The organism is Streptomyces sp. NPDC047117 (assembly GCF_040643545.1).
GTDB lineage: Bacteria > Actinomycetota > Actinomycetes > Streptomycetales > Streptomycetaceae > Streptomyces.
The window spans coordinates 366,832-378,679 of sequence record NZ_JBEYUN010000004.1; the positions used below are offsets into that span (position 1 = coordinate 366,832).

Annotated in this window: 13 protein-coding genes and 2 pseudogenes; 13 read left to right on the top strand and 2 right to left on the bottom strand. The window is 70.6% G+C overall.

All coding sequences use genetic code 11. The features are described from left to right. The first annotated feature begins 12 nt into the window (after positions 1-12). From rplS to ABZ840_RS10235, 12 genes and pseudogenes are all read left to right on the top strand, one after another. Entirely contained in the window at positions 13-360 is a 348-nt protein-coding gene (rplS, locus tag ABZ840_RS10180) for a 50S ribosomal protein L19 (protein WP_361556245.1), read from the top strand. A gap of 48 nt (positions 361-408) precedes the next feature. Next, positions 409-1,281, top strand: coding sequence for a signal peptidase I (lepB, locus tag ABZ840_RS10185; protein WP_361556248.1), 873 nt, complete (start codon positions 409-411; stop codon positions 1,279-1,281). Then, complete coding sequence (gene lepB, locus ABZ840_RS10190) at positions 1,274-2,446, top strand: signal peptidase I (protein ID WP_361556251.1); 1,173 nt, start codon at positions 1,274-1,276, stop codon at positions 2,444-2,446. Before lepB (ABZ840_RS10185) ends, lepB (ABZ840_RS10190) begins: the two co-directional genes overlap by 8 nt. Further along, a complete protein-coding gene (lepB, locus tag ABZ840_RS10195; RefSeq protein WP_361556603.1) occupies positions 2,388-3,338 on the top strand; it encodes a signal peptidase I in 951 nt (316 codons plus the stop codon). The genes lepB (ABZ840_RS10190) and lepB (ABZ840_RS10195) overlap by 59 nt, the downstream gene beginning before the upstream one ends. 192 nt (positions 3,339-3,530) lie before the next feature. After that, entirely contained in the window at positions 3,531-4,259 is a 729-nt protein-coding gene (gene lepB / locus ABZ840_RS10200) for a signal peptidase I (protein ID WP_361556254.1), read from the top strand. Continuing rightward, positions 4,252-4,785, top strand: coding sequence for an NUDIX hydrolase (locus ABZ840_RS10205; protein WP_361556257.1), 534 nt, complete (start codon positions 4,252-4,254; stop codon positions 4,783-4,785). Before lepB (ABZ840_RS10200) ends, ABZ840_RS10205 begins: the two co-directional genes overlap by 8 nt. Before the next feature lie 38 nt (positions 4,786-4,823). Next, positions 4,824-5,132 carry a DUF2469 domain-containing protein gene (locus ABZ840_RS10210; RefSeq protein ID WP_003993268.1) on the top strand — a complete coding sequence of 103 codons (309 nt, stop codon included), beginning with the start codon at positions 4,824-4,826 and terminating at the stop codon, positions 5,130-5,132. Between the two features lie 348 nt (positions 5,133-5,480). Further along, a pseudogene (locus ABZ840_RS10215) lies at positions 5,481-5,831 on the top strand (YraN family protein); the annotation flags it as partial. Continuing rightward, the gene (locus ABZ840_RS10220) at positions 5,831-7,441 is read left to right on the top strand and encodes a YifB family Mg chelatase-like AAA ATPase (protein WP_361556260.1); all 1,611 of its coding nucleotides are present in this window, start codon (positions 5,831-5,833) and stop codon (positions 7,439-7,441) included. The pseudogene ABZ840_RS10215 and the gene ABZ840_RS10220, both read left to right, overlap by 1 nt. A 32-nt stretch (positions 7,442-7,473) precedes the next feature. Then, positions 7,474-8,304 (top strand): annotated as a pseudogene (dprA, locus tag ABZ840_RS10225) (DNA-processing protein DprA); the annotation flags it as partial. Positions 8,305-8,415: 111 nt separating this feature from the next. Next, positions 8,416-9,108 (top strand): hypothetical protein, encoded by a 693-nt coding sequence (locus ABZ840_RS10230; protein WP_361556263.1) that lies wholly within the window; start codon positions 8,416-8,418, stop codon positions 9,106-9,108. A gap of 372 nt (positions 9,109-9,480) precedes the next feature. Then, a complete protein-coding gene (locus tag ABZ840_RS10235) occupies positions 9,481-9,720 on the top strand; it encodes a hypothetical protein (RefSeq protein WP_361556266.1) in 240 nt (79 codons plus the stop codon). A gap of 318 nt (positions 9,721-10,038) precedes the next feature. Here ABZ840_RS10235 and ABZ840_RS10240 read toward each other — a convergent pair whose 3' ends face one another. Beyond that, positions 10,039-10,239 (bottom strand): hypothetical protein, encoded by a 201-nt coding sequence (locus ABZ840_RS10240; RefSeq protein ID WP_361556269.1) that lies wholly within the window; start codon positions 10,237-10,239, stop codon positions 10,039-10,041. Further along, positions 10,236-10,460: a hypothetical protein gene (locus ABZ840_RS10245; RefSeq protein ID WP_361556272.1), complete on the bottom strand. Its 225-nt coding sequence runs from the start codon at positions 10,458-10,460 to the stop codon at positions 10,236-10,238. Before ABZ840_RS10245 ends, ABZ840_RS10240 begins: the two co-directional genes overlap by 4 nt. Positions 10,461-10,572: 112 nt before the next feature. Between ABZ840_RS10245 and ABZ840_RS10250 the strand changes: the two genes are divergently transcribed. Continuing rightward, positions 10,573-11,793, top strand: a complete 1,221-nt coding sequence (locus ABZ840_RS10250; protein WP_361556275.1) for a helix-turn-helix transcriptional regulator — start codon at positions 10,573-10,575, stop codon at positions 11,791-11,793. Positions 11,794-11,848: the final 55 nt, after the last annotated feature.

Consider the following 11,848-nt stretch of genomic DNA (forward strand, 5'->3'; position numbering starts at 1 on the left):
AAGCAGTAGGTCATGCACCTTCTCGACTCCGTCGACGCCGCGTCGCTGCGCAGCGACGTCCCCGCGTTCCGCCCGGGTGACACCGTCAACGTCCACGTCCGCGTCATCGAGGGCAACCGCTCCCGTGTGCAGCAGTTCAAGGGCGTTGTCATCCGCCGCCAGGGCGCCGGCGTGCGCGAGACCTTCACGGTCCGCAAGGTCAGCTTCTCCGTCGGCGTCGAGCGCACCTTCCCGGTGCACACCCCGATCGTCGAGAAGATCGAGGTCGTGACCCGCGGTGACGTCCGTCGCGCCAAGCTGTACTACCTCCGCGAGCTGCGCGGCAAGGCCGCCAAGATCAAGGAGAAGCGCGAGAGCTGACCAGCCGTACGGTGTCCTTACGGCCCGGCCGGTTAGGCTCTGGGCTCGATGGACACCGACGCACAGCCTTCAACGCTTCCGGAGCGCGACTCCTCTCCCTCCCCCGGCCAGGGGGCGGAGCAGGGGTCGCGCTCCGCGCGTTTTTTCCGGCGGTGGCAGCGGTCCGGTGAGCGGCCCGCCGGGACGGCCGGCGAGGGCGCGTCGGAGGAGCCCGCGGAGAGCCGCGAGGAAGGCCGTGAGGAGGCCGAGGCGCGTCCGCTGCTGCGGCGCGGGCCCGTGCTGCTGGTGCTGGCCTGCCTGGCGTTCGTGGGGCTGCTGAGCGCCTTCGTCGTCCAGCCGTTCCTGATCCCCAGCTCCTCGATGGAGAACACCCTCCAGGTCGGTGACCGGGTGCTGGTGAACAAGCTGGCGTACCGGTTCGGCGACGAGCCCCGCCGGGGGGACGCCGTCGTCTTCGACGGCACCGGATCATTCGTCCAGGAGGCGCCGGCGGAAAACCCGGTGACGGGGCTGCTGCGCGGCGCCGGTGCCGCGGTCGGACTCGTACCGGCCGCGGAGACGGACTACATCAAGCGCGTGATCGGCGTCGGCGGGGACCGGGTGACCTGCTGCGACAAACGGGGGCGGATCAAGGTGAACGGCAAACCGGTGGACGAGCCCTATCTCCATCCTGGGGACAGCGCTTCGGACGTGCCCTTCGACGTGGTCGTCCCCGAAGGCAAGCTGTGGGTCATGGGCGACCACCGCGCCAGGTCGAGCGACTCCCGCGATCACCTCGGAGGCCCGGGCGGCGGCACCGTACCGCTGGACAAGGTGATCGGACGCGCCGACTGGATCGGCTGGCCCGTGGGCCGCTGGACGTCCCTGAAGGGGGCCCACGCGTTCGACGGCATACCGGACCCGGCAGGGGCGCATGGGTAACAGAGGGCGCCCGCGCCACGGACACCATCGGGAAGGCGCACCACAAGAAGGGCGCGGCACGGACGCGTACACCTCCGGGGCGGACGGCGCGCACGACTTCGGGGCCCCCGGTGCGCACGACTTCGGAACCTCAGGTACGCACGACTTCGGGGTGCCCGGCGCCGACCCCTACGAGGCCGACGTCCGGACGAGCGGCTCGGCGACGCGTACGACGCTGCCGGCCACCGGCGGCCGAGCCGAACGGAGGCGTCAGGCCAAGCGCATCAAGAGGCGCAGGCAACGCTCGTACCTGAAGGAGATCCCGATCCTGATCGGGGTGGCGCTGGCGATCGCGCTGGTCCTGAAGACGTTCCTCGTACAGGCCTTCGTGATCCCGTCGGGCTCCATGGAGCAGACCATCAAGATCGGCGACCGGGTGCTCGTCGACAAGCTGACCCCGTGGTTCGGCTCGAAGCCGCAGCGCGGGGACGTGGTCGTCTTCAAGGACCCGAACCACTGGCTGGCGGGGGAGCGCACCACCGTGGCCAACGACCCGGTGGGCGTGAAGCAGATCAAGGAAGCGCTCACCTTCATCGGGCTGCTGCCGTCCGCGGACGAGCAGGACCTGATCAAGCGCGTGGTCGCGGTCGGCGGCGACACTGTGAAGTGCTGCAACAAGAACGGCCGGGTCACCGTCAACGGCACGCCCCTGAGCGAGCCCTACATTCACCCGGGCAACCCGCCCTCGCAGCTGAAGTTCGAGGTCACCGTGCCGACCGGGCGGCTGTTCATGATGGGCGACCACCGGTCCAACTCCGCCGACTCCCGCTACCACCTGGACGAGCCGTACCGCGGCACCGTGGCGGAGAGCAGCGTCGTCGGCCGCGCCGTCGTGATCGCCTGGCCGTTCGGTCACTGGCGACGCCTGGAAGAGCCCGATACGTACGCTTCTGTGCGCGACGCGCCGGGTGCACCGGCGACGCAGGCATCGGTGCCGCATAGGCTGTCACCCGAAGGTTTGACCGTACTCCCGACCCCTGCGGAACTCCCGCTCGTTATGGGAGTGGTGGGCCTGCACCGTTTGACGAGCAGGCAGCGGCTTGGAGTAAGGAGTGAATGTGGGGGACTTGGCGGTCGGCGCACGGTCCGGAACCGAAGAGCCCGAAGAACCAGAGGGGCGCGGTAGGTCCCCCGAGGCGGACGCGGCGCATCAGGAGCAGCAGCCGCGGGACGCGCGACAGGAGCGGGAAGAGGAGAACGGCGGCGTGACGACGGAGAAAAAGCCGCGTTCCTTCTGGAAGGAGCTGCCGCTCCTCATCCTCATCGCGCTCGCCCTGGCGCTGGTCATCAAGACCTTCCTGGTGCAGGCGTTCTCGATCCCGTCCGACTCGATGCAGAACACCCTGCAGCGCGGTGACCGGGTGCTGGTGGACAAGCTCACCCCGTGGTTCGGCTCGAAGCCGGAGCGCGGCGAGGTCGTCGTGTTCCACGACCCGGGTGGTTGGCTCAACGAGGTGCCCACCCCGACGCCCAATCCGGTCCAGAAGGTCCTCAGCTGGATCGGCCTGATGCCGTCCGCGGAGGAGAAGGACCTGATCAAGCGGGTCATCGCGGTCGGCGGCGACACGGTGGAGTGCAAGGGCACCGGGCCGGTGAAGGTCAACGGCACGGCGCTCAAGGAGGACGCGTACCTCTTCGCGGGGAACACCCCGTGCGGTGACAAGCCCTTCGGGCCCATCAAGGTCCCCGAGGGCCGGATCTGGGTGATGGGCGACCACCGCCAGGACTCCCTGGACTCGCGCTACCACCAGGACCTGAAGGGCAACGGCACGGTGTCGGAGGACGAGGTCGTGGGCCGCGCGTTCACGATCGCCTGGCCGATCAACCGCTGGTCGCTGCTCCCGGTGCCGGACACCTTCGACCAGCCGGCCCTGAACCAGGCGATGGCCGCGGCGCCGGCGGCGCTGGGCCTGGCCGGCGCGGTGCCGATCGTCCTGTGGCGGCGCCGCCGCGTGCTCGCCAAGCTCCCGGCGAACGTGGCCGTGGGCGCGACCGGCAAGGAGCCCCGCGACGGCTGACGCACAGCCCGCAGGTGAGGGATGTGTGTGCTTCCGGCGGACGGACCGTCGATGCGCGGCGGACGTTGCGCAACGGCGTCCGGGATGCCCGGATCGGGCCGTCGGCCGGAGGCTGACTGGGGCGCGTAACCCCAGGTAATGTGCCGTCCCGGATCTTCGACGCGGGGCTCGCCCGCGGGGCAGGAGCGCGGGATGAGCGGGACCAGGGTGCGTACGGGGGACGGCCACGTCCGGACCGCGGGCAGTGTGCTGTCCGGGCTGGCGGTGGCCCTCGGCTGTGTGCTGTTCCTCGGCGGATTCATATGGGGCGCGGTGCTCTACCGGCCCTACACCGTGCCGACCGATTCGATGGCGCCCACCATCGGGGCCGGCGCCCGCGTTCTGGCGCAGCAGGTGGACGGCTCGGAAGTGCGCCGCGGCGACATCGTGGTCTTCCAGGACTCCGTGTGGGGCGACGTGCCCATGGTGAAGCGGGTCGTCGGGGTCGGCGGCGACAAGGTCACCTGCTGCGACAAGGGCGGCAAGCTCACCGTCAACGGCAAGCCCATCGAGGAACCGTATCTCCAGGGCAGCGGGCCGGCCTCCCCCATCGGCTTCAAGGCCAAGGTCCCCCAGGGACAGCTCTTCCTCCTCGGTGATCACCGCAGCGACTCCATGGACTCGCGGGTGCACCTCACGGACGGCGATCACGGCGCCGTGCCGCGCGACGCCGTCGACGCCCGGGTGGACGCCGAGGCCTGGCCTATCGGCAGCTTCGGCATGTTGGACCGGCCCACGGCCTTCTCCGACCTGCCCGGCGGCATCTCCCAGCCCGGCCCCCTGCGGCCCATCATGGTGGCCATCGTGGCCGGCGCGGTGCTGATACTGGGGGGAGCGGCCTACGGGCCGATCGCGAACCGGAGGAGGCGAACGCGTGTCTGAGGCGGACACCGGCATAGAGGAGCAGACCGGAACACCCACGGGCACGGCGCTGCGACGCGTCTCCCGGGTGATCCTGCTCGACCCCGAGGACCGGGTCCTGCTGATGCACGGATTCGAACCGGACGAACCGTCGCGGACCTGGTGGTTCACGCCGGGCGGCGGCCTGGAGGGCGCCGAGAGCCGGGCAGAGGCGGCCCTGCGGGAGCTCGCAGAGGAAACCGGGATCACCGACGCGGAGCTCGGCCCCGTGCTGTGGCGGCGGGAATGCTCGTTCCCGTTCGATGGGCGGCGCTGGGACCAGGACGAGTGGTTCTACCTGGCGCGTACACGGAGCACCGCGACCCGGCTGAGCGGTCTGACGGAGCTGGAACGGCGCAGCGTGGCGGGTCTGCGATGGTGGACGGTGGCGGAACTTTCCGCATCCCATGAGACGGTGTACCCGACCAGACTCGCCGAGCTGCTGCGCACACTGCTCGACGAAGGACCCCCTAGTGCGCCGGTGGTCCTGGAGACCGAGAGTGTCTGACGCACAATAGGGGGACGCACGGCTGAAGGGGATCTGCCATGAGTGCCGAGGACCTCGAAAAGTACGAGACCGAGATGGAGCTGAAGCTCTACCGGGAGTACCGAGATGTCGTCGGACTGTTCAAATACGTGATTGAGACCGAGCGCCGGTTCTACCTCACCAACGACTACGAGATGCAGGTGCACTCCGTCCAGGGTGAGGTCTTCTTCGAAGTCTCCATGGCGGACGCGTGGGTCTGGGACATGTACCGCCCCGCCAGGTTCGTGAAGCAGGTGCGCGTCCTCACGTTCAAGGACGTGAACATCGAGGAGCTGAACAAGAGCGACCTCGAACTGCCGAGCGGCTGAGTGACCGTTTCCGCGTGATCGGCCGCGGAGGTACTCGTTCCCTCCAACGGGCGACGGGGTTATGCACAGCCGCCGGGTTTTCCACCAAGATCCAATACTTGGCGGCTGAGGCGTCACTGTCGGTGCCGGAGGTGGTGCCGGATGAACGCCACAGCAGAGAACACCGCGGTCGGAAGTAGTAGGACAGCTCCTGGACCGGGGCGGACAGAACTCGGGCCCGGCGGGACAGGTCCTGGATCGGGTCGATCGGGCCCTGGATCGACAAGATCGGCCGGATCTGCGAGGGCACGGCGTAAGCGCCCGCGGCGCCGGGGCGCCCCGGCCGGTCGCGCCCGAGCGGGCAGCCGCCGCTCAGGACTCGGACGGTACGGCGAAGACCTCGCGACCAGGTGGCTGACGGCCCACGGCATGCGCATCCTCGACCGCAACTGGCGCTGCCGCTTCGGAGAGATCGACATCGTCGCCGCCGACGCCGACGCGTTCGTGGTGTGCGAGGTCAAGACCAGGCGCGCAGGCCCGTACGAACACCCCATGGCAGCCGTCACGCCGACCAAGGCCCGTCGCCTCTGCCTCCTCGCGGAACACTGGACCGCGGCGCACGGCGGCCCGCCCCCTGGCGGCGTACGCATCGACGTGATCGGCGTGCAGCTCCCCACCCGCGGCGCGCCCGTCGTGACCCACGTACGGGGGGTGACCTGATGGGATTCGCCCGTACGTGCTCCGTCGCCCTGGTCGGCGTCGAAGGCGTCGTCGTCGAGGTGCAGGCCGACCTCGAACCGGGCGTCGCCGCCTTCACCCTCGTCGGCCTCCCCGACAAGAGCCTCATCGAATCACGCGACCGGGTGCGCGCCGCCGTGGTCAACTCCGGCTCCGAGTGGCCGCAGAAGAAGCTGACGGTCGGGCTCAGCCCGGCCTCCGTCCCCAAGGGCGGCAGCGGCTTCGACCTGGCCGTCGCCTGCGCCGTCCTGGGTGCCGCCGAACTCATCGACCCGCGCGAGCTCACCGACCTCGTCATGATCGGTGAACTCGGTCTCGACGGCCGGGTACGCCCCGTACGCGGCGTGCTGCCCGCCGTCCTCGCCGCCGCCGACGCGGGATACCGCCAGGTGGTCGTCCCCGAGCGGACCGCCGCCGAGGCCTCGCTCGTCCCGGGCGTCTCCGTCCTGGGCGTACGGAGCCTCCGCCAGCTCATCGCCGTCCTCACCGACGGGCCCGTACCCGAGGAGGAGGACGAAGCCGACGAGCCCGGCCGTCCGGACCCGCTGCTCGCCGGACTGGTCGTCCCGGGCGCCGGATCCTGCGCCGGACCGCCTCCCGAGGGGCGACCGCCGGACCTCGCAGAAGTCGCAGGTCAGCACGGTGCCCGGCGCGCCCTGGAGATCGCCGCTGCCGGACGGCACCACATCTTCCTGAAGGGACCGCCCGGCGCCGGCAAGACCATGCTCGCCGAACGGCTCCCCGGACTCCTGCCGCCCCTCTCACCCAAGGAGTCACTGGAGGTCACCGCGGTGCACTCGGTGGCGGGCATGCTCCCGCCCGGCCAGCCGCTGGTCAGCCGCCCGCCGTACTGCGCACCGCACCACTCCGCCACCATGGCCTCCCTCGTGGGCGGCGGCAGCGGACTGCCCCGCCCCGGCGCGGTGTCCCTCGCCCACCGCGGCGTCCTGTTCGTCGACGAAGCCGCCGAATGCAGCGCCAAGGTGCTCGACGCGCTGCGCCAGCCCCTCGAAGCCGGCCACGTCGTGGTCGCCCGCGCCGCCGGAATGATGCGGCTCCCGGCGTCCTTCCTGCTGGTCCTGGCCGCGAACCCCTGTCCCTGCGGGCGCTACGGCACCGTCGCGGGCGGCTGCGAATGCCGCCCGTCCTCGATCACCCGATACCGCGCCCGGCTCTCCGGGCCACTCATGGACAGGATCGACCTGCGGATCGCCGTCGAGCCGGTCGCCCGCAGCGAACTGGTCGCGGGCACGCGCGGCGAATCCACCGCCACCGTCGCCGACCGGATCCGCGCTGCCAGAGAACGCGCATCCCACCGTTTCAAGGGCACGCCCTGGCACACGAACAACGAAGTCCCCGGTCACGAGCTGCGTACCCGGTGGTCCGTGGCCCCGGGCGCACTCGTCCAGGCCGAGCGCGACCTGGAGAACGGCCTGCTCACTGCCCGCGGCCTGGATCGCGTACTGCGCGTCGCCTGGACGGCCGCCGACCTTGCGGGCCACGACCGGCCGACGGCCGAGGACGTCGACTGGGCCCTGGAACTGCGCACCGGCGTGCGCCGCGGCGTCCCTGTGGCGGTGAGCCGATCATGACCCTCCTCGGCAGCGCATCGAGCGACGGAGATATGGGCGGGCCGGCCGGTCCCGAAGCGGGCGCACGCCCCGTTCCCGAGCCGGAGCGCCTGGCCAGGGCAGCCCTCACGCGTGTCCTGGAACCGGGCGACGGGGTCGCCGGGGGCTGGCTGCGGCGGAGGGGACCGGTGGCCCTCTGGCGCTCACTCCTCGGCGCGGACGACCCGCCCGAAGGCGCCGGCGCGGCAAAAGTGGCGGGCCTGCGGCTACGTGCCGAGCGCGCGTCGCCCGAGGCCGACCTCGCCACCGTCGCCGCGCTGGGCGGTCGGTTCCTCTGCCCCGGCGACGACGAGTGGCCCCGCCAGCTGGACGACCTGGGCGATGCCCGCCCGGTAGGCCTGTGGGTACGTGGTACCGCGAACCTCCGCCTGTGGGCCCTGCGCTCGGTCGCTCTCGTCGGTGCCCGTGCCTGCACGGAGTACGGCGCACATGTGGCGGCCACCTTGGGCTCCGGACTCGCCGAACGTGGCTGGTCGGTGGTCTCCGGGGCCGCGTACGGCGTGGACGGCGCCGCGCACCGGGGCGCACTGGCGGCAGGCGGCGCGACCGTCGCGGTCCTCGCCTCCGGTGTCGACCGTGTCTACCCGAGCGGACACACCGAGCTGCTCGGGCGCATCGCCGAACAGGGCTTGATCATCGCGGAATTACCACCCGGTGATCATCCGACCCGCAGCCGATTCATCCAGCGCAACCGCGTGATCGCCGCCCTCACCCGAGGCACGGTCGTGGTCGAGGCCGCGCTGCGCAGCGGATCGCTGGCCACCGCTCGCAGAGCCTCCGAGCTGGGACGGTTCACGATGGGCGTGCCGGCGCCCATGACGGCCCGCACCGCCCCGGCTCCGATCCGGTTCCGCTGCGACATCCCCGCCTGAACCGCCCGACCGCCAGTACTCTGAATCGAGTTGACGACGAGGCGGTTGGGGAACGGGGGCGGCATGTCCAGGGACGACATGGACGACGAGTCGCAGTGGGTGCCAGCGGAAGACTACGTAGAAGCCAAGAACGATCCGGACCCTGAGGTTCGGTTCAATTTTGGTGGTGCAAGGGTCATCGGAAACGTCTACCAAGTGGGCTCGGTCCACACCGGTACCGTCGGCCCGGTCCACACGGGGGCGGGCAACCAGAAGAACAGCGAGAGCCTGGCCGAGCAGCGGCAGCGGTTCTTCTTCGACTTCCTGAAGGAATCGCTGAAGCAGGTCGAATGGACCTTCCGGCTGAGCGTCTGCTTCATGGCGGGCGGCGCGGCCGTCATCCTGGCCGGGGCGGTGCTGGCCTTGGTCCACGCGGGGAACCCCGACATCAGCTACCTGCCGCTGGTGACCGCGCTGACCGGGGCCCTGATCACTGTTGGGGGCGGTGCGCTGGCGATCCACGCCCGGCGCGCCCGTGCCCATCTCACGAAGCAGGCTGAGCGGCTGGACGTGAAGATCGATGCGGATCACAAGCTCGAAAAGGCCACCGGGTTCATTGACCGGGTTCAGGACCCGACGGCTCGGGACAACCTCAACTCGGCCGCTGCGATGAAGGCTCTGGACATCCAGGGAACGCCGGACGCGATGGTCGATCGGCTGTTGCCGAAGCCGGAGGAGCGGCCCGGCGAGATCGGGCCGGGCGACACCGTCCGCTGAGGCAGTGAGGCCCCGGCGGGAGGCGGAACGCCGGGGCCTCCTGGTGCGAGCCGTGGAGACTCTCGTAACCGAGTTGTCGATTGATTACCCGCCGACGGAACCAGGCCGGGGGCGGGGGCACAAGCCAGGCCCCGGCGGTGGACTTTCGCCGGGGCCTGCGGGGCGGGATCGACCTGGCATGGGTTTGATTGCCGCCCGGCCCGACGGAACCAGCCGGAGGCCGGACAGGACAAGCCGGGCCGGGACGGTATCTCCCGTGACCTCTCGCGCACCGGCCGGGCCCGGTGCCCGGGGGCGGGATCCCAGGGCCTCCCGTGGGCCACGGGAGGCCGGGACGGGTTATGCGGCGGCGGGTGGCTCCTGGTCCTGGTGGTGACCCACCGGCTCGGCCTCGTCGGGCTCGGTTTCGTCCGGTCGGACGCTCTTCAGCTCATGCCAGGCACTGCGGGCACGGCCGAAGGAGGTGAACAGTTCGGGAAGCTGGTCAACGAAGCCGCGAAGGGCGAACACGAAGATCGAGAGAACGCCGAAACCGGCGTTCAGGTAGCCGAGCCGGGCGATGCGCGGGCATTCGTCAGCTCGGCCACCGCTTGGCTTGGTGGCTCGAACTGAGAAAGCCCTGCATTGACGCGATGCGTGGTTCTCAGGTTTCCGGGCGGGTGTCCGTCCGGAGAGTTCCTAGGTCCTTGGTCTTCGGTCTACGTGCGGGGCATTCACAACCTTGGCGTCAAGGAGGCTGCCTTACTGAACAGCTGCTCCCACTCGGCTCCTGCACCGCAAGTCCTGATGCCCGGGTCGAATGCCACGGGGTGCTCAGGTGCACCGAGCCATCGAATGGCTCGCTGGCTCGACTATAGCGCAAGACGGCCGGAAACGGGAACAACTGCGCCCCGTCCAGGTGATGTTGGACGGGGCGCAGGTGGGAGCGGGTCAGGCGGGGCGTCTGCCCAGCAGCAACATTTCGCCCGCGACGACACGGGCCGAACCGCCGTCCTGCCAGGTGAAGACGATGGACAGACCGCCGCTCGCGGTCTGCACGGTGTGCACGTGCTCGACCGTGCGCCAGCGGCCCGCGTAGCCGATCACGTCGCCGCGCCGGACCACCACCGCCATCCGTACGGCGGCCGTCACGCGTCGTCCTCGACCGGGCGGATGCGGTCGGCGGGAACCTCCCATTCCCGGCCGCCGCCGACCGGCCGCATGAACGCCCGGCGGGCGACGAGCTGGCGGGTCTCCGCGCTGCGCTCCTCCAGCACATCGACCAGGAAGCCGGTGCGCTCGGTCTTCGGGTCCTTGACGAGTGTGCCCCGGGGATAGGGCAGCTCACCGTGACTGATCAGCGACTTCACCATGACTTGGGTCCTGTCTGTCCTGCGATCTGCGGTTTTCCGCCCAGTCAACTGTTGGCGAGGCCATGACGCAGAGTGCCTACCTGTAGTCCTCTCCGTAATCCACACTGGGAGCATGACTGGCGGGGAGCCCATCGGGGCGTTGATTCGGAGACTGCGCACCGAACGAGGGCTGTCTCAGGCGGACCTGGCGCGGAAGCTGAACGAGGCGGCCGGGGGCACTCCAACGCTCGACCGCCAGCACGTTTACAGGTGGGAGACCGGGCGGCGCACGCCGCGCGACTGGCTGCCGTTCCTGTCGGCCGTGTTGCGGGTGCCGGTCGAGACCCTGGAGCGGGCAACGGCGGTGGACCGGGTGGACGTCCGCCAGGCCACGCCGACCGTCGACGACTTCCTGCCTGCGACGGATGTCCTGGCGCCGCTCAAGGTTCGGGAAGGTCGCCGGCTCGGCGCCAGCACGGTCGCCGACCTGAACAGCCGGGTGCACGGGCTGCGACTGGCCGACGATGTTGTGTTCGGCCGTGACCTGATCGGCCGGGCGATGCGGGAGCTGCGCGCCGCTGTGACCCTGTACCGGGAATCGACCTTCAGCGAGGAGACCGGCCGCCAGCTGCTCCAGGCCATAGGCGAACTCGCCCAGATCGCCGGGTGGGTCGCTTCGGACGCCGGTCGGCACGAAGAGGCCGAGCGGATCTACCGGCTGGGGCTGTCCGCCGCGCACCAGGCGGGGGACGCCACTCTGGCGGGCAACCTGCTCGGTTCGCTGGCCTATCAGACCTCGAATGTCGGCGATCCCAAGGAGGCCGTGTCGATGGCCCGTGCGGCGGCCGACCAGGCGGCGGGGTCCCCTCCCCGGGCGAGGGCTCTCTACCTCGATCGGGTGGCTTGGGCGCACACCAAGGCGGAGCAGGCGCAGCCCGCCGTCAAAGCGCTGGGCGAGGCCGGGGAGGCGCTGGCCGAGCACACGCCCGGCACCGAGGACCCGGACTACCTGTACTGGATCAGCGAGGGCGAACTGAAGGTGATGGAGGCGAGGGTCTACACCGAACTTCACCGGCCGCTGAGGGCGGTGCCGCTCCTGAGGGACGTGCTTGGCGCGTACGACGCGTCCCATGCCCGGGAGCTGGCCCTCTACCTGTCCTGGCTGGCGGTGGCACTGGCCGACGCGAACGAGCCGGAGGAGGCCGCCACGGTCGCCGGGCGCATGATCGCCATGTCGACGGATGTCGCCAGCGACCGAACCGACAGCCGGACCCGCGTCGTGCTGCACAGGCTTCGCGACTTCCGCACCGTGCCCGAGGTGGCCGAGCTTCTGGCTGCCCACCCGGCCGCGTAGCCGTCCCCGGCCCTCGCCGCAGGGGGTAGGCCAGCGGTGCCGCAGGCGCCATGAG

Bases quoted from the DNA above. Each gene is read 5' to 3' on its own strand.
- ABZ840_RS10245 (WP_361556272.1), bottom strand. From the start codon at position 10,460: ATGGTGAAGTCGCTGATCAGTCACGGTGAGCTGCCCTATCCCCGGGGC.
- lepB (WP_361556254.1), top strand. From the start codon at position 3,531: ATGAGCGGGACCAGGGTGCGTACGGGGGACGGCCACGTCCGGACCGCG.
- ABZ840_RS10220 (WP_361556260.1), top strand. From the start codon at position 5,831: ATGGGATTCGCCCGTACGTGCTCCGTCGCCCTGGTCGGCGTCGAAGGC.
- rplS (WP_361556245.1), top strand. From the start codon at position 13: ATGCACCTTCTCGACTCCGTCGACGCCGCGTCGCTGCGCAGCGACGTC.
- lepB (WP_361556248.1), top strand. From the start codon at position 409: ATGGACACCGACGCACAGCCTTCAACGCTTCCGGAGCGCGACTCCTCT.
- lepB (WP_361556251.1), top strand. From the start codon at position 1,274: ATGGGTAACAGAGGGCGCCCGCGCCACGGACACCATCGGGAAGGCGCA.
- ABZ840_RS10230 (WP_361556263.1), top strand. From the start codon at position 8,416: ATGTCCAGGGACGACATGGACGACGAGTCGCAGTGGGTGCCAGCGGAA.
- ABZ840_RS10210 (WP_003993268.1), top strand. From the start codon at position 4,824: ATGAGTGCCGAGGACCTCGAAAAGTACGAGACCGAGATGGAGCTGAAG.
- ABZ840_RS10250 (WP_361556275.1), top strand. From the start codon at position 10,573: ATGACTGGCGGGGAGCCCATCGGGGCGTTGATTCGGAGACTGCGCACC.